Origin of the sequence: Sphingobacterium sp. UGAL515B_05, assembly GCF_033097525.1 — a bacterium.
Classification (GTDB): domain Bacteria; phylum Bacteroidota; class Bacteroidia; order Sphingobacteriales; family Sphingobacteriaceae; genus Sphingobacterium.
Genome location: NZ_CP109907.1, coordinates 482,715 through 497,980, shown reverse-complemented (window position 1 = coordinate 497,980; position 15,266 = coordinate 482,715). Strand labels below are relative to the sequence as shown.

Sequence of the window (15,266 nt, the reverse complement as noted above, 5' to 3'; positions counted from 1 at the left end):
TGAATTGTTTTTCGCTAAATACCTGATCTTGTACTAATGGTGCCAGGATTAGTTTTTTGATTTAAATAAAACTAGATTAATAATTAGAAGAATAAGTGTAAGTAAGGAGCAGTATGTCCGGACATTATTCCAAAATACCCAGGGTTTTTCAAAGGTATCACGCACAAGTCTCAGGGATGTTTCCGAAGATATCGAAAGGTCAATCGAGCTTAATTGATTGTTTAAGGGAACATTTTGCGTGCCTGTAATCATAAATACGCCAATGATATAGCTCAGACAAGCCGTTAGGATTAAATAGAATTTTGGTGAATGTATATCAAAAAATAATACGGAAGCAATGGCCAGTAAAATCGGTGCCCCGAGAAAACAACAGTAGAAAGCAGGGTTTAGTATTTCTCTATTTATATTTTGCATAGCCATCAAATAGGCTTTATCGTTGAGTTTATGTAAGCCTAAATTGACTGAAAAAGTATATGAGAAAAATAGTCCCGATATAATTGCCGAAAATATAGTTGCCAGTGCTAAAATGATGTCTTGTGATTTCATAGCTGTATTTTTTTGTTATACAATTGTTTTATTGAACCTCATGAAGTAGTCGTAGAAACAATCAAAGAGTTTAATTTGCATTATTCCTCTTGAAGATAAGTTTAGACTATTTTAAATACTGGACGTTTACCTAGCCCTTGTACAATACAAAAGTTGTGATAAGCTGTTTCTCAAAATAGAATAAAAACGACAATCAACTATATTTTGTTGAAAAATGTAGGAGTTTTGCCTGTAAAGGCTTTAAATACACGAATAAAATGTGATTGGTCTGCGAATCCATTTTCGTAAACAATATCCGTTAGTTTTTGGAAATCTTTGTTGTTGAGTTGTTTAAGAGCATTCTGAAACTGCACTATTTTAGCGAATTGTTTGGCGGATATCCCTGTTTCTTTAAGAAATCTTCTTTCCAAAGTCCGTATGTTTAACGCTTCTCTTTCGGCGATTTGCCTAATAGTAACTTGGCTCCTATTTTCGATGATACTTAGGATCGCTTGCCTAATAGAAAAATCTAGGTTCTTCTTTTTGCTGTCAAAAAAGCTGGCGAGCACTTGTGTTAGTAAATGGATGCTGTTTTCAGGGCTGCAAGCCGTAGTTAATTTACGAGCTAGCTGTTGGAAAATTGTATTTTCGTTATTGTCTAAATCATAGCAATCGTCATTTATACTTTCTGGAGAAATATTCCAAAATGAGCGTAATACAAACGGATAAAATTGAAAAACAATAATTTGAAGAGGACCCGTTGTATCAATTGAAATTGGTTTAATCGTTTGGCCATAAAGAAAAATAGGAGACATTTTTTTGTTATGTGGCCTGATGATAAAATCGCTGCCGGATCGTTGAAATAACAAGCCAGGGTAACCGTCGGCATAAAAAGGTAAGTTTATGCAATAATTTTCGTGACATTCATATATCAGGATCTCCTTTACAAATAATGCAATGGATTTGTTTGGACTGATAATCTGAGGATGCATCTATGAACTGTTTGTCTTTGCGTTATGACTTTTTATAATCATAAATATACAGATATATCAAATAAGAATAATCGTCGGAATTTAATTAATGGATCTGCTGTGATGTGTAGAATTTGAATTCAGTCTCGCTGATTCAATTTATTTGAAATAGTAGAGCGGTTTTTTTCTTCTCACCTGAAATAATTGTGCATGTTGCAGTAATTTAACATAATTATTTCGCCAGTAATTGGCAATCCAATTCGAATCCAATGAAGGATTGTAATGACTCCGATCACTTCTTAAAACAACTGAATCCACCGCTGGTCCAATATTCCAAATGCTTATTTTGCTGTAACGTCCCCTGTAGGGCGGGGTATAACATTTGATAGCCTGCACGCAGCTGTCACCTGTGGGATAATCATAACTGTCGAAATTATCCAATGTTGCTATGCTAATTTTTTGATAATTTTCATCGATAGCAAAGAGTTCTGAATGTGTTTCGATGATTTCTCCGCAAACTGAGTTCATAGATTTCTCTTCATTACAAAAGTACTGAATAGGAAAACTATGCTTATAGAGCATGGTTTTCCCATTGATCTTAAGTGGTTTGCTATCGTGGTATTCACCTATCTCAATAAAGTTCTCAACCTTTGGATTAAACAAATAGGCATGTTCTTGCCACTTTTTGTTCCATACAATATCGTCAAAACCGTCTTTATTTTGATCGCTAAAAGATAATCCTGAATTATTGGTCCCATAATCCAAATCTCGCATAATGAGGTGCCAATGATTATCCTGTAATTTTTCTACCTGAAAGAAACAACTTGTGTCGTTCTTAAAAATAGAAAATTTATAGTGCTTGTCGGCTATAAGGGAGCAGTCCTGTTCTACAAGGTTATAATCTCCGATTTTTAGGCTATCGATTTTTTGGTAGACTAAAAAAGAATTAGTTGTATACGTATTATCGTTTTGAGAATTGCAGCTATAAAATGTTATTGCCAATAATCCCAATAACCATTCCCGGCTCTGGTTTATTATTTTTGTACGGAGTTGTTGTTTGAAATATCCCATATCAATTAAACTATATCGGTGCCTCGTATTGATCGCCTGCAATAATACCTTTGTTTCAGTGAACAGTAGGCAATAATGGTTTTAATTTTAAGATTCGCAGTGTTTTTAAATAGCGTACAAAATAAATTGACCTTTTATTACTGTGCTCAAAATTAAAACTATGATTACAGTTGGCTTCTGCTAAATGTATTTGTATTCAGGTAGACTGTTGAAAGGGTTTTTAGAAGTTCTCTGGCGGCAGCACCTCCAGCGCGGTTTGCTCCAATAGTGGATGCCGATGGGCCGTAGCCTACGAGATGAATTCGCGGTTCCTTGGCCACCATGGTAGCCAGTCGACCTGCCATTTGGATACCGCCCTGTTCTTCTTTCGGTAGTACGGCATCCAAATGACTCAATGAACTTTTGAAGCCTGTATTCCAAAGTATAACATCCGCTTTTTGTTCGGTTCCGTCCTCCCATTTGATTCCCTTTTTCGTTATTTCTTTAAACATCGGAAAACGTTTAAGGACACCACGTTTTTCCATCTCCTGGATTTCGGTAGAGTAGGGGAGGCCAGTGACGGATACAACAGACAAAGGCGGAAGTCCGAGTCGTACCCGTTCTTCTACCATCGCAACAGCATTATGACCCGCCATGTCATCGAAGGGCCCATCTCTAAATAAAGGTGGGCGACGTGTAACCCAGGTTGTTGTCGTTACCTGGGAGATTTGGTCCAATAATTGAATTGCAGAGATGCCGCCTCCAACAACAATAACATGCTTGCCTCGGAAATAATCTGCGGTTCTAAAATCTTTTGTATGTAGTTGTTCGCCCTGGAATAGCTCCGCACCGGGATAATCAGGAATGTATGGGTTTTCCCATGTTCCCGTAGCGTTTATAATGCCGAGAGCGGAGAAAAGTGTGTTTGCCGTGTCGATGTGAAAACGATCCTGGTATGGATAGACTTTTTCTACTTTGGCTGGCCGATATACTTGAAGTCCAAATTTCTTCTCATAAAGTTCAAAATAATGGGGAACTGCGGTATTGGCCTGCACCTCCGTATCCGTTGTAGACAAAGTTTCTTCAAACGACATGCCCGGTAAATCGTGTATTTTATTGACAGTGCTTAAAGTGAGCGAATCCCAGCGAAATTGCCAAGCTCCTCCAGGCCTGGAAGCTTCATCCAAGATGATGAAATCTGGCCCGATTTTAAGGCCGAGTTTCTTCAAATGATAAGCAGCGGAAAGTCCCGCTTGTCCAGCGCCTATGACGGCAATTTTTGTTTTATAGCGAATATTATTAATCATCAGTTCAGAAGAGTTAACGCCAACCGAGCTCGGGGGCCACGTGTTCCAAAATAGCGGAAAGAATATGAATGTTATAGTCTACCCCTAAAGTGTTTGGAATGGTCAAGAGTAGGGTGTCAGCTTCTTGGATTGCTTCATCCTGCGCTAACTCTTTTACGAGTTGATCTGGTTCAGCTGCATAACTCCGTCCAAAAATTGTTCTTTTGTCCGATTCGATCACTCCAATTTTATCTGTTTTGTCAGCCTCTTGCCCGAAGTAATAACGATCTAAATCATCGACCAAAGCAAAAATGGATCGGCTGACAGATACGCGAGGCTCGCCAGCATGCCCCGCTTCCTTCCAGGCTTGTTTATATAGACGTATTTGTTCGGCCTGCTGAATGTGAAAAGGTTTACCATTTTCATCATATTTTAAGGTAGAACTTTGGAGGTGCATTCTATTTTGGGCCGCCCATACGGCTGTTGCATTGGACGCTGCTCCCCACCAAATGCGGTCACGTAGACCTTCCGAATGCGGTTCGAGTCTTAATAACCCTGGTGGGTTTGGAAACATCGGGTAGGGATTTGGTTCGGCGAAACCAATACCTTGAAGCCTTTCCAAAAACTCCAAAGCTTTATGCCTTCCCATATCTGCGTCGGTTTCACCTTCCGCTAGATTGTAACCAAAATAGCGCCAGCCATCAATTACTTGTTCGGGAGAACCTCGGCTAATACCAAGCTGTAATCTGCCTCCAGAGATTAAATCCGCAGCTCCGGCATCTTCCACCATATAAAGAGGGTTTTCATAGCGCATGTCGATTACACCGGTACCGATTTCAATTTTAGAGGTTTTTGCTCCAATAGCCGATAACAAAGGAAAGGGAGATGCCAGCTGATTAGCAAAATGGTGCACGCGGAAATATGCGCCATCAATCCCTATTTCCTCCGCGGCTACCGCTAGATCGATTGACTGCAGTAATGTGTCACTTGCCGTCTGCGTACTATATGCAGGATGTTTGGACCAATGGCCAAAAGATAGAAAGCCTATTTTTTTCATAAATCACAGTAGGATTTGTTGTCTATCAAATTTAATAAATGTTGCCGTTATTTAAGTCGTATGGATTGTCCGATGGGTGTAAATAATATGCGATTTGAATGGAATTGTCAAATGACAATTAAGCTACACCCTAAAAAGAGTAAATTTGTGTATTATTCAATACTATAGCGGATTAAGAATGGAACTTTCAGATAGATTATTAAAACAAATCGAGTTTATTAAAGAAATAGATAAAATTAAATACATCCAACGCAAAACAAAGCTCTTCCACAGTGACCGTCCTGAGAATGATGCAGAGCATAGTTGGCACCTTGCATTAATGGCCATCGTTCTTCTAGAGCACGCAAATGAATCAGTGGACTTATTGAAAGTTGTCAAAATGGTGTTGATACACGATATTGTAGAAATTGATGCTGGGGATACCTTTATCTATGATACAGAAATGAATCACACCAATACCGATGCAGAACGTTTAGCAGCGCAACGGATCTTCGGAATTTTACCTGAGGAGCAGGCGGAAGATCTCATTGCAATATGGGAAGAGTTTGAAGCAGGGCAGACGCAGGAAGCCCAGTTTGCTCGAGCAATGGATCGTTTGGAACCGCTTTTGCAAAATAGCTCCAATAACGGAGGAACATGGAATGAGCCTGGTGTAAATTATCAAAAGGTCCATGCCAAAAAATCTGTCATCAAAGATGGCTCGGCACTATTATGGGCATATGCTGAAAAGTTGATTGATGCGGGAGTTACTCAAGGGATTCTAAAAAAGGATTAGCCTATTGGATTCTTTAGATGGCTCATAGATTAAAACAGAAATTAGCGCAAGCGCAAGATCCCATTTTTTTTAATGGATTCTGATCATCAACGACCAGCACTTCAACTTCATATCCGTGCTGGCCATTGTTATTTTATACATTGATTTTAATCGTCATCGTCCTCCTTCTTTTCGTTTACTTTTAAGAATGCTGCTCTTTTAGGAGCCGGAGCAGACTCTCCTTTAAGTCCCTGCCATAGAATTTCATTAAATACTAAATCGGGCACAGCGTCTTCCTTCGACCAATCATATTTGTCACTCCATATTGCCAGTTTTCCCTTACTGGGGTTTCGCTCGTTGAGGTTTACATTTGCATCAACATGGTCAAACGGAGTATAATCGGGAATATTGCTGAATGATCGCCACATAGGTGTTGCTGCAGCATCGTATTGTGTCATTGGCTTCATCCCTAAAATCAGCTCTATGGTTCTGATCATTCCTGAGGTCGAATACATCGCGTGATCTACAGCTCTTCTTTTTACATATGGACTGATTAAGTAAGCAGGACTACGGTGCGCGTCCACATGATCAGGACCATTCTGGGCATCATCTTCCAGTATAAATATTGCCGATTCTTTCCATATTGGACTCTTGCTGATATGATCCACAAACATCCCTACTGCGAGGTCATTATCCGCTACATGTGCATAGGGTGATTTCTTGCCTGCGCGCATTCCTTCTGTGTGGTCGTTGCTGATTCGTATCGTGGTGAGTTGTGGCATTTCCCCTTTCTGTATGAGTTGGTCAAAATCGGCTTTCCATTGTCTTATTCGTGTGGTATCAGCCACGCTGAGGTCATAGCTTGTATATCCTGTAGCAACATGGCCTTCCAAAGATTTTACGTTAGGCTTTCCTTTGTCTGCAAATTCGCCATAGGTACGATAGGATACCTGGTGCCGCTTGGCATTATCCCAAATAAAGCCGCCTTTATTGTTGGCTATTTCCCGTTCCCCTTCTCCTCCATAAGTACCACCGCGACCGCCGTAACTTGACGGCCAGGTTTTCTCGAGGTAGTCTGTGGCATAAGCACCCATACTCCAATTATGGCCATCCGCGCTAACTTCCGCATCGACATAGAAATTGTCTAAAAGCACAAATTCATTGACAATTTTGTGTTGATTGGGCGTGATTTTTTCGCCAAATAAACAAAGTGAGGCATCCCCATTTCCTTGTTTGACATCACCTAGAACTTGATCGTATGTACGATTTTCTTTAATAACATAAAATACGAATTTGATCGGGGAGGGAGCGCCGACTTTCATCGGGATAGGGTTTCCGAATTCTCCTTCTGTTTGTAGTTCTTTTTCTTTCGAATAAGGTGTGTTATGATATACTGCCTGAGAATAGAGGGCCAGTTCTTCTGGTTTAGGGGTAGAGATAAAACTAAGGGTTCCTTTGAAAAGACCAGCGATATATTGTATCTCTTTTGGTTTATTGAGGTCACCGGCATGACGGTCGACTTTTTCCTTTTGGTCTGTCGGATTGGGGCCTTGTGGATTAGCTTTGGATGATAGGCCTTTGCCATTTGCAACCAAAATTGTTTTACCTACCACTTTTACATTAGTTGGATACCAACCTACTGGAATAAATCCTTTCGAAATAGATCGACCAGGACTACTGACGTCAAAAACTGCCAGGCAATTGTTGTCTGCATTTGCAATATAAAGCGTTTTACTGTCTGGAGACAAGGCAACAGCATTACTGGTCGATCCACTTGGAGCATTAGGATACAATGCTGCGTTCAATGTTTCTACCGCAGTTCCCGATTTGGTATCGATAATGGAAACAGAGTTATCATTTGCATTGGCTACAAAAAGCCATTTGCCATTTTTACTCAAAGTAATTTCATTAGGATGGTTTCCTACGGTGATTTCTTTGGTTATCTTTTGCTGTGTTACATCCCACACTAAAATTTTTTCTCCGCCCCAAACACTGATGTAAAGTTGTTTTGTATCAGGGCTTAGCTGACAGGTATACCCTTCGGCTCCAAGATCATAGCTTGCTTTTGTCGCTTTGGTTTTTAAATCTATCACATATAGTTTTTTATCTTCTCGGGTGACGGTGTATAATTGCTGTTTATTTTTATCATCAATAGCCAATCCTGCTATACCTATTTTATTGGGCCATGGTTTGCCAAGAACGATAGAATCTTTTGATGTCATTCTTCCGTCTTTGATTTTATATATCCTAATCAAATTATCATGTCCTCCGGAAGCGTATAATGTGTTGTCATCGCTAGAGAAAGCTAATCCATACCAAGATTTTGGGATTTCAATGCTATCGATTTTTCGTTGTAGAGATAGATCGATCAGATCGATGGTTTGTGTACTTTGTCCATTATTGCTAACCGCTGCAAGCTTTTTATTGTGGCTGATAACTAAGTTCAGTGGTAGATCGCCGAGCTCTATTTGTTTTCCAACAGGGGTTAGTGTCCAACCATTTGGTAGTCCAACTTTATTGCTTTCCAAAATTGAACTAATCCTATTTTGTATATTGTTTTGACTGAATGTGAGTTGTGAGGTTGCAAACATACACGTTGTCAAAATAAATGTTCCTATTCTTTTCATGGGACATATTTACGAAATTGAATAGTCAGACTAAATAGGAAGCTTCAAAATTAAAGAAAACTTAATATAGCACTCTTTTATCCGATCATTAATAGTCATAATAGTTCGGTTAATAGATAAAAGTCTGTTGTTTACCGACTTAAATTGTTCTTTCACCGAAAAGATGTAGTTTTTTTAATATAATTGCTTGAATTTAGATCGATAAACTATTCAATCTTTATTTATGATACACTTCTTTAATTCATTAGCAATTTTAACCGTAGTGGGAATGATTACCCTCGCTGCCGGCGAGAAAACTCAAGAGCACCGGGTGAATATTGTGGATACCACAATTGAATATGAATCTTCAATCAATCGAACAATGAAAATCAATAGCCCTAAAAATATGCAACAAGATAAAGTTCAATCTCATATGGATTACAAAGGTTCTATTTTGTGATAAGAACTTTCCTAATTAAAGCTATTAGTTGTGATTTTGAAAAATATATTTTTAAAATTATTTTATTGTTATATAGATTAATTTTAATATCTTGAGTTATCAGGAGGGTATGCTATGTTATTTGTTCTTTTGTACAGAAATCTAGTGTAATTTCTATCGTTGTGAAGCCCATATTTTTAAATTGATTACTCTTAAATAGCTTGTTATGAAAAAGAAAAGTTCATCGTGGTTTTTTTATGCTATTATTGCTATTGTTATTTGCGTATTTCTGTTATTGAATCTACATGAACTTATTCAGGGATTTATGAACGGTTATCATGCTGTTATTAAATAGCCAAACAGGCATTTACCGTCTAATTCCCCATACTTACCGAATTTTTTATTGTATTTATCGAAGCCATGTAGCTGTTGCACGATCCATATTGTAGTTTAGAATAAGTAAACGGAATAGGATTAATATTGTATTTTTTGAATAAAATCTAATCAGATCTAATGAAACGAGTCGAAATATTTAAAACAAATGTCTATCGATTAAAAGATGCACAGCAAATCGTTGCAACGCTTGTCAGCTTATTTTCCTCTTATAAAATTAACTTCGATCTTGACGATGAAGAACGTATTTTAAGAATTGAATCTTCACAATTAGAAATCGAGGTTAACAGTATCGTTGGAAAGATGTTTGAATGGGGCTATCGTTGTGAAAGGATCATTTAATCATACGCTAAAAAACTACGCTTATATTTATTTTTCATTGTAAATTGCACTAGTAATTGGCGGATGCCCTTATTCAAAAGTCTTGGACTTGTGAAGTTGGAAAGCGGACGGTTTCAGTTATTAGATTAATTAAAATCCATTGATAGTAAGTGTAATATGTCGAATATGATAGGTAATAGAATGCTCCTTTTCTTGATACTCTTTATTTTTAATACAGCTTGTTTTGCACAAAAAGGAATACCATTATCGATAGGTAGGTCAGAAATATTGCATTCAAAGGTTTTGAATGAAGATAGGACGATCAATATTTATCTTCCCGATAATTATAATCCAAATGATTCTGTTCGATATCCGATCGTATACGTTCTTGATGGAGGTATGGATGAAGATTTTTTTCATATTACAGGTATTGTACGTTTCAGTACACAACCCTGGATCGACAGATTCCCTCAGAGTATTGTCGTTGGAATTGGTGGAAACACGCGAAGAAGAGATTTTACCTTTCCTGTAGAAAATACTGATTTTATAGAAAGGGAAGGTTTTCAGAAAGCTAGTTTTCCTTCGTATGGTGGTTCTGAAAAATATAGGACATTCATAAAAAATGAATTGATTCCCTATATAAGTGGTAATTATAAATCGAATGGAAAACAGACTTTAATAGGGGAATCACTGGCTGGGCTTCTATCAGTAGAAATACTATTCAAACAACCCGAGTTATTTGATGATTACATTATTATAAGTCCAAGTTTGTGGTGGGGCGAGGAGTCTTTATTGAAGAATGCAGAGGAGTTTCTACAACGCAATTTGAGAAAAAATACAAAGGTTTATCTTGGTGTGCCCAATAAAGAAGAAGATGTGAGAATGTATGATGAGGCCATAGCGTTATCTGATATACTTAATAACAATAAAAAAATTCATTTTGTATTTGATTACATGCCTGATGAATTGCATTCCACTGTAATACATCAAGCGGTCTACAACGCTTTTAAGAAGTTGTATCCAAAAACATTCTATTCAAAATAGTGCGGGAATATGTAGCGATTAATTTTATTTTATACCTAGGTTTCTTCTATCGTGCCATTCATCTTCCAGAATTGACATCAATAGCTTGTCGTGAAATTGATTATCCCTAAAGCAGGCTTTACGCATTCGCCCCTCCAGTTTAAATCCGGCGTTTTCATACGCTTTTACTGCGGCATAATTTGGTTCAGATACGGTAAGCATAATTCTATTGAGCCCTAGATTTCCAAACCCTATATCTAGGATTAATTTGGTAACTAAAGAGCCTATCCCTTTCCCCCATTCTTGGCGATCTCCTATAAAGATAAAATACTCCCCGGATCTGTTTGGCATAGAAATATTACAAATGCCGGCATACCCAATCAGTTTATTCGAATCGTTTAAGAAAATTCCACGATTAAAATTTTTAGAATCGTTGACAACGGATAGAAACCAATTGTCTATATGATCCTTTGATTGGAGTGACTGAAAAAGAGAGCGGGAATATTTAATAGATAAATCGTCATTGAGCCATTCATAAAATGGTGAGACATCTTCAAGAGCGAGTGGTTTTAACTTGACCATCATTTAACATTTATTGCATTAAATCACTAACGAGGCTAAATGGTTTATTTTAACGGTTTGATGACCAGCTGATCGACCATTTTTCCTTGCTGATCGATAATTTTAAACGTCCCTTTTTCATCGTTTAAATCTACGCGTAGTATATTATTGTTGGAGTTTACAATAATTGGAAATTGTATCGTATTTGTCGCATTTTGGATGATGTGTTTATGTAAATGACCTGATAGCATGATCTGTGTTCCTGCTTTGTTAAGGATAGGAACAAATTTCTCCAGAATCTCTTGTTCCCCATGCCAGCCACCAAACGGGGGCATATGACAGATTACGATCTTATATTTGGCATCTTTAAATGACGGGTCTTCAACAGCTTGAGCTAACCAGGCCGCTTGTTCGTTTCTATAATTATCCATATCCACAATACCACTATATTCAATGTCGGTATCGGGTTTATCTTCACCACAATCTAATACGATGAAGCCCGTATCTCCATGTCTAAACTGATAATATAATTTACCCGTTGGCGTTGGGAAATAGTTGGGATACTCAATGGCAAAAGGACCTCGTGTTTCGTGATTTCCTCTTGAATAAAACATTGGCTTTTCACTGGCGAATCTTTTAATAGCTGTATCCATAAACCCCTCATACATCTGTGCTTCAGTTAGTAGGTTATTTACCATGTCACCATTAAAGACCACAAAATCACTTGTCTTTAGATCGCCAACATCTAACAGCTTGTCGAGAATCTCGTTGCGTTCATGAATATCATTGAGAACAGTGAAATGGGTAGAAGTGGCCTTGCCAAAGGTTTGGAAAAATAGGGGGGCTTTTTGATAGACATCAGTGGCCACTACTTTTCCATATTGCACATTGACTCCAACATGTTTGAGAACTTCCTGACTATACACACGATATCTATAGCGTGTGCCGGGTTTTAAGTTGGTCAATGTAACTTGATGTAAGGTGCCTACTTTTTTGAAGCCATAGGCAGCCGCATAATATTTTGGTCTTTCCTTAAAGTAAAAGTGACTGGAGTCATCTGGGGCCAGCTCAACCCAGCCGGTAGCTGGCTTGTCTGTTGTCCAAATTATAGAAACAGATTGCTCTGTCAAACCTTGAATGAAAGGTAAGTGATTTATTTTGATCGCCTCTTGACCAATTGCGATAAAGCAATTGAAGAACAACAATAGGATGATACATTTTAGTTTCGTCATTTTAGTGCCAGGGTCTATAATTGATGTTCCTCCGTAAATGATTTTTTTTCAATTTAAAGATATAAAAATGTGTGAAAAGGCTATCAATCATAATGTAACACTCTTGTTAAACTAAAAGGAGGCAAAATAACCGTCACCTTGGTCGAAACACTACGTATTATTGAAGAGGTCGTGGTACTCGCTTATCAAAGTACTTACTGCACAAAAGTTATTGCAGAGATATCAAATATTTAGGGTAAAGAGTTAAAAAATCTTCCAGCTGTTGATACTGAAAATGCAATTGTTTCATATGTTTAGTTTAATGCCACGTCGTGAGACGTGGCGTTTATGTTTATTTGATGCTACTTTCGAAATGATAAGTACCCGAACCTACATCGTGGCTAGAATCAGCGAGCATAATTGTTGCTCGTGTATTGGCGGGGATAGTCACATCTAGTTTCAATAGATTATTCTCCAACACCCAGGCCGATTTTACCGTACCATATGCCGTTTCAAGTTCTGCAGTTGCTTGTGTTAATTTGCCGCCCGGTTTTGGAGCAATCACGATAGATTTATAACCCGGAGCATCTGTTGCTGAGTTAATTCCAGCTATTGTTCGATACATCCAGTCACCAATGGCGCCATAGGCGTAATGGTTGTAGGAATTCATGTCTGGCGTTTGAAAAGATCCATCCGGTTTAATACCATCCCATCGTTCCCAGATGGTGGTAGCGCCCATTTTCACGGGGTAGAGCCACGAGGGATAACTCTCTTGCATCAATAGGTCGTATGCAACATCATTGTGCCCAAATCGAGTCAAGACATGGCATATATAAGGGGTGCCCAAGAAACCTGTAGTGAGGTGGTTACCATAATCGCGGATGTTGGCAACAAGGCGGTCGGCACAAGCAGATCGTAGCTCTTCAGGCAACATGTCAAATTGCAGTGCCAGTACATATGCAGTCTGTGTACCGGATACGAGGCGACCTGTTGGAGTCATATACTCCTTTACAAAGGCTGCTTTGATGTTAGAAAGTAATGCCGTGTATTTGGCGATGTCTTCCTTTTTGCCTAAGACCTCCGCTGCGTTAATCAGTAGTTGTGTCGAGTGAGCATAAAAAGTCTGTGCGATTAGATATTTATCGGTTACAGCGGCTCTTCCATCATTATCATCATTCGGACGGTAAAAAAGCCAGTCACCAAAATGAAAACCTGAATTCCAGAGATTATTTTTCGCAACAGAAGTAATATAGCCCACCCATTTTTGCATACTTTCGTATTGTGTTTCCAATATTCTGCGATCTCCATAAGCGCGGTACATATCCCAAGGAATAATTGTGGCTACATCGGCCCAACCAGCTGACGCACCATCATTGACACCGAGTACATTTGGTACGACATGTGGAATGAGTCCGCTGGGTTGTTGGTCAGTTTTGACATCCTTTAGCCATTTCGTAAAGAATCCTGCTACATCCATGTTGTAAGCCGCGGTGTTCGCGAAAGCTTGTGCATCGCCTGTCCAACCTAAGCGTTCGTCGCGTTGTGGACAGTCGGTAGGTACATCTACGAAATTTCCTTTTTGTCCCCATTGAATATTGTGCTGCAATTGATTGATTAGGGGATTGGAAGTCGTAAATATACCCGTTGTCGCCATATCAGAATAGAGAGCCACGGCCGTTAGATCATCGGATTTTAATTCTCCGGGATAACCCTCAACTTTTACATACCTAAAACCCTGAAAAGTAAAATGCGGTTCAAAGACTTGTTCGGCCCCGCCTTTTAAAATATAGCTGTCCTGTGCCTTAGCGGATCGTAGATTTGTTGTATAAAAATTACCTTCTTTAGTAAGTACTTCAGCATGACTTAGTGTGATCTTTGTTCCAGTGGGCCCCTGTGCCTTCAACATCACCCATCCCACCAAATTTTGTCCAAAATCTACCACAGTTTCCCCTTTTGGGGTTTTAAAAATTCTGAGCGCTTTAAACTGCTCATGTTTCCTAACAGGAGGGCCACTCATCGCGATAAGCTTTTCCGTTCCTTTGTTCATTATATTTACTTTCTTCCAATTGCTATCTTCTTTAAAATCAATATTATCCCATCCGGTGATCTCCATTCTGGCATCGTAAATCTCTCCATCATAGATATCAGACGCCATAATTGGCCCATAAGTATACTTCCAGTGCTCATCCGTATTTATTGTTTCCTTTGTACCGTCGGTATATTCGACCTCAAGTTGTAAAAGCAGTCCCCGTGTATCGCCATAGAAATTATGCTGGTTTCCAAATCCAATACGGCCTTTATACCAGCCATTGCCAAGACTTGCGCCCAGTACATTCGAACCGACCCTAAGCAATGCTGTAACATCGTAAACTTGGTATTGCAACTGGTTCTTGTAGCTGGTCCATCCCGGAGCAAAATATGTGTCACTTATACGAGCGCCATTAAGCTTGGCTTCGTATAGGCCTTTTGCCGTAATATAGGCCATCGCTGATTTTATCTTTTTTTTCAGGCTGAATTCTTTTCTGAAAAGTGGACTGCGGGCTGAAGTGTCCTTTCCTGAGACAGTGATCCATTGTGCAGACCAATCAGAGGGTGAGATTCCCATTTGAAAGAATCCAATTGTGGACCAGGCAGATGTATTGCCATGATTATCTTTTACCCGGACTTGCCAAAAATATTTTTTCTTTGACTGAAGGGGAGATCCCGCGTAGTCAATTAACACAGATTGGTCTGTAGAAGCTCGATGTTTCCAAACTAGATCTTTATCCTTATTTAAGGAAATTTGATTTGTCCCCACCCGGACTTCATATTCCGCCTGTTGTGTGTTTTTCTCGGTTGAGGTTATTTTCCAGCTCAATCTCGGAATCTCGGTTTCAATGGCCAATGGATTGCTCAGATGCTCTACCTTTAGGTCGATTACCGCTAATTTTTGAGCGAAAGTGGAGAGATTAAGTACGATCAGAAATCCTAATATTCCTAATTTTTGAAGCATAGTCTTCATCGATGGTTTTATATTTGATTAGTAATCTGTTGTTTGGAGTATAAAAGTATTATAACTATTGTCGGCAA

13 protein-coding genes are annotated in these 15,266 nt (G+C 38.8%); 4 read left to right on the top strand and 9 right to left on the bottom strand.

Annotated elements, in window-relative coordinates; all coding sequences use genetic code 11:
• Window positions 1–48 precede the first annotated feature (48 nt).
• The 5 genes from OK025_RS01955 to OK025_RS01935 all read right to left on the bottom strand — a co-directional run bounded on the left by OK025_RS01955 (window position 49) and on the right by OK025_RS01935 (window position 4,889).
• On the bottom strand, window positions 49–546 hold the full coding sequence (locus OK025_RS01955) for a DUF1772 domain-containing protein (RefSeq protein ID WP_317668125.1): 498 nt from the start codon (window positions 544–546) through the stop codon (window positions 49–51).
• A 197-nt stretch (window positions 547–743) separates the two neighbouring features.
• Window positions 744–1,517, bottom strand: a complete 774-nt coding sequence (locus OK025_RS01950) for a helix-turn-helix domain-containing protein (RefSeq protein WP_317668124.1) — start codon at window positions 1,515–1,517, stop codon at window positions 744–746.
• Window positions 1,518–1,655: 138 nt separating this feature from the next.
• Complete coding sequence (locus tag OK025_RS01945; RefSeq protein ID WP_317668123.1) at window positions 1,656–2,567, bottom strand: hypothetical protein; 912 nt, start codon at window positions 2,565–2,567, stop codon at window positions 1,656–1,658.
• A 164-nt stretch (window positions 2,568–2,731) separates the two neighbouring features.
• Window positions 2,732–3,853, bottom strand: a complete 1,122-nt coding sequence (locus tag OK025_RS01940; protein ID WP_317668122.1) for an NAD(P)-binding domain-containing protein — start codon at window positions 3,851–3,853, stop codon at window positions 2,732–2,734.
• A 13-nt stretch (window positions 3,854–3,866) separates the two neighbouring features.
• Window positions 3,867–4,889, bottom strand: coding sequence for an LLM class flavin-dependent oxidoreductase (locus OK025_RS01935; protein WP_317668121.1), 1,023 nt, complete (start codon window positions 4,887–4,889; stop codon window positions 3,867–3,869).
• A 178-nt stretch (window positions 4,890–5,067) separates the two neighbouring features.
• Between OK025_RS01935 and OK025_RS01930 the strand changes: the two genes are divergently transcribed.
• A complete protein-coding gene (locus tag OK025_RS01930) occupies window positions 5,068–5,664 on the top strand; it encodes an HD domain-containing protein (protein ID WP_317668120.1) in 597 nt (198 codons plus the stop codon).
• 146 nt (window positions 5,665–5,810) lie between these two features.
• On the opposite strand, the gene OK025_RS01925 is transcribed toward OK025_RS01930, so the two are convergent.
• Window positions 5,811–8,270 carry a bifunctional YncE family protein/alkaline phosphatase family protein gene (locus OK025_RS01925; protein ID WP_317668119.1) on the bottom strand — a complete coding sequence of 820 codons (2,460 nt, stop codon included), beginning with the start codon at window positions 8,268–8,270 and terminating at the stop codon, window positions 5,811–5,813.
• A gap of 223 nt (window positions 8,271–8,493) precedes the next feature.
• Here OK025_RS01925 and OK025_RS01920 point away from each other — a divergent pair, with 223 nt between their 5' ends.
• The 3 genes from OK025_RS01920 to OK025_RS01910 all read left to right on the top strand — a co-directional run bounded on the left by OK025_RS01920 (window position 8,494) and on the right by OK025_RS01910 (window position 10,446).
• Window positions 8,494–8,709 (top strand): hypothetical protein, encoded by a 216-nt coding sequence (locus OK025_RS01920; protein WP_317668118.1) that lies wholly within the window; start codon window positions 8,494–8,496, stop codon window positions 8,707–8,709.
• Between the two features lie 492 nt (window positions 8,710–9,201).
• Complete coding sequence (locus OK025_RS01915; protein WP_317668117.1) at window positions 9,202–9,423, top strand: methyltransferase type 11; 222 nt, start codon at window positions 9,202–9,204, stop codon at window positions 9,421–9,423.
• A 165-nt stretch (window positions 9,424–9,588) separates the two neighbouring features.
• Window positions 9,589–10,446, top strand: a complete 858-nt coding sequence (locus OK025_RS01910; RefSeq protein WP_317668116.1) for an alpha/beta hydrolase — start codon at window positions 9,589–9,591, stop codon at window positions 10,444–10,446.
• Window positions 10,447–10,470: 24 nt separating this feature from the next.
• Here OK025_RS01910 and OK025_RS01905 read toward each other — a convergent pair whose 3' ends face one another.
• From OK025_RS01905 to OK025_RS01895, 3 genes are all read right to left on the bottom strand, one after another.
• Window positions 10,471–11,010 (bottom strand): GNAT family protein, encoded by a 540-nt coding sequence (locus tag OK025_RS01905; protein ID WP_317668115.1) that lies wholly within the window; start codon window positions 11,008–11,010, stop codon window positions 10,471–10,473.
• A 41-nt stretch (window positions 11,011–11,051) separates the two neighbouring features.
• The gene (locus OK025_RS01900) at window positions 11,052–12,218 is read right to left on the bottom strand and encodes an FN3 domain-containing metallophosphoesterase family protein (protein WP_317668114.1); all 1,167 of its coding nucleotides are present in this window, start codon (window positions 12,216–12,218) and stop codon (window positions 11,052–11,054) included.
• Between the two features lie 331 nt (window positions 12,219–12,549).
• Entirely contained in the window at window positions 12,550–15,189 is a 2,640-nt protein-coding gene (locus tag OK025_RS01895; RefSeq protein ID WP_317668113.1) for a family 78 glycoside hydrolase catalytic domain, read from the bottom strand.
• Window positions 15,190–15,266 lie beyond the last annotated feature (77 nt).

What these genes read in the sequence shown, in the direction of transcription:
- OK025_RS01955 (WP_317668125.1), bottom strand. Translation starts at nt 546, where the DNA reads ATGAAATCACAAGACATCATTTTAGCACTGGCAACTATATTTTCGGCA.
- OK025_RS01950 (WP_317668124.1), bottom strand. Translation starts at nt 1,517, where the DNA reads ATGCATCCTCAGATTATCAGTCCAAACAAATCCATTGCATTATTTGTA.
- OK025_RS01945 (WP_317668123.1), bottom strand. Translation starts at nt 2,567, where the DNA reads ATGGGATATTTCAAACAACAACTCCGTACAAAAATAATAAACCAGAGC.
- OK025_RS01940 (WP_317668122.1), bottom strand. Translation starts at nt 3,853, where the DNA reads ATGATTAATAATATTCGCTATAAAACAAAAATTGCCGTCATAGGCGCT.
- OK025_RS01935 (WP_317668121.1), bottom strand. Translation starts at nt 4,889, where the DNA reads ATGAAAAAAATAGGCTTTCTATCTTTTGGCCATTGGTCCAAACATCCT.
- OK025_RS01930 (WP_317668120.1), top strand. Translation starts at nt 5,068, where the DNA reads ATGGAACTTTCAGATAGATTATTAAAACAAATCGAGTTTATTAAAGAA.
- OK025_RS01925 (WP_317668119.1), bottom strand. Translation starts at nt 8,270, where the DNA reads ATGAAAAGAATAGGAACATTTATTTTGACAACGTGTATGTTTGCAACC.
- OK025_RS01920 (WP_317668118.1), top strand. Translation starts at nt 8,494, where the DNA reads ATGATACACTTCTTTAATTCATTAGCAATTTTAACCGTAGTGGGAATG.
- OK025_RS01915 (WP_317668117.1), top strand. Translation starts at nt 9,202, where the DNA reads ATGAAACGAGTCGAAATATTTAAAACAAATGTCTATCGATTAAAAGAT.
- OK025_RS01910 (WP_317668116.1), top strand. Translation starts at nt 9,589, where the DNA reads ATGATAGGTAATAGAATGCTCCTTTTCTTGATACTCTTTATTTTTAAT.
- OK025_RS01905 (WP_317668115.1), bottom strand. Translation starts at nt 11,010, where the DNA reads ATGATGGTCAAGTTAAAACCACTCGCTCTTGAAGATGTCTCACCATTT.
- OK025_RS01900 (WP_317668114.1), bottom strand. Translation starts at nt 12,218, where the DNA reads ATGACGAAACTAAAATGTATCATCCTATTGTTGTTCTTCAATTGCTTT.
- OK025_RS01895 (WP_317668113.1), bottom strand. Translation starts at nt 15,189, where the DNA reads ATGCTTCAAAAATTAGGAATATTAGGATTTCTGATCGTACTTAATCTC.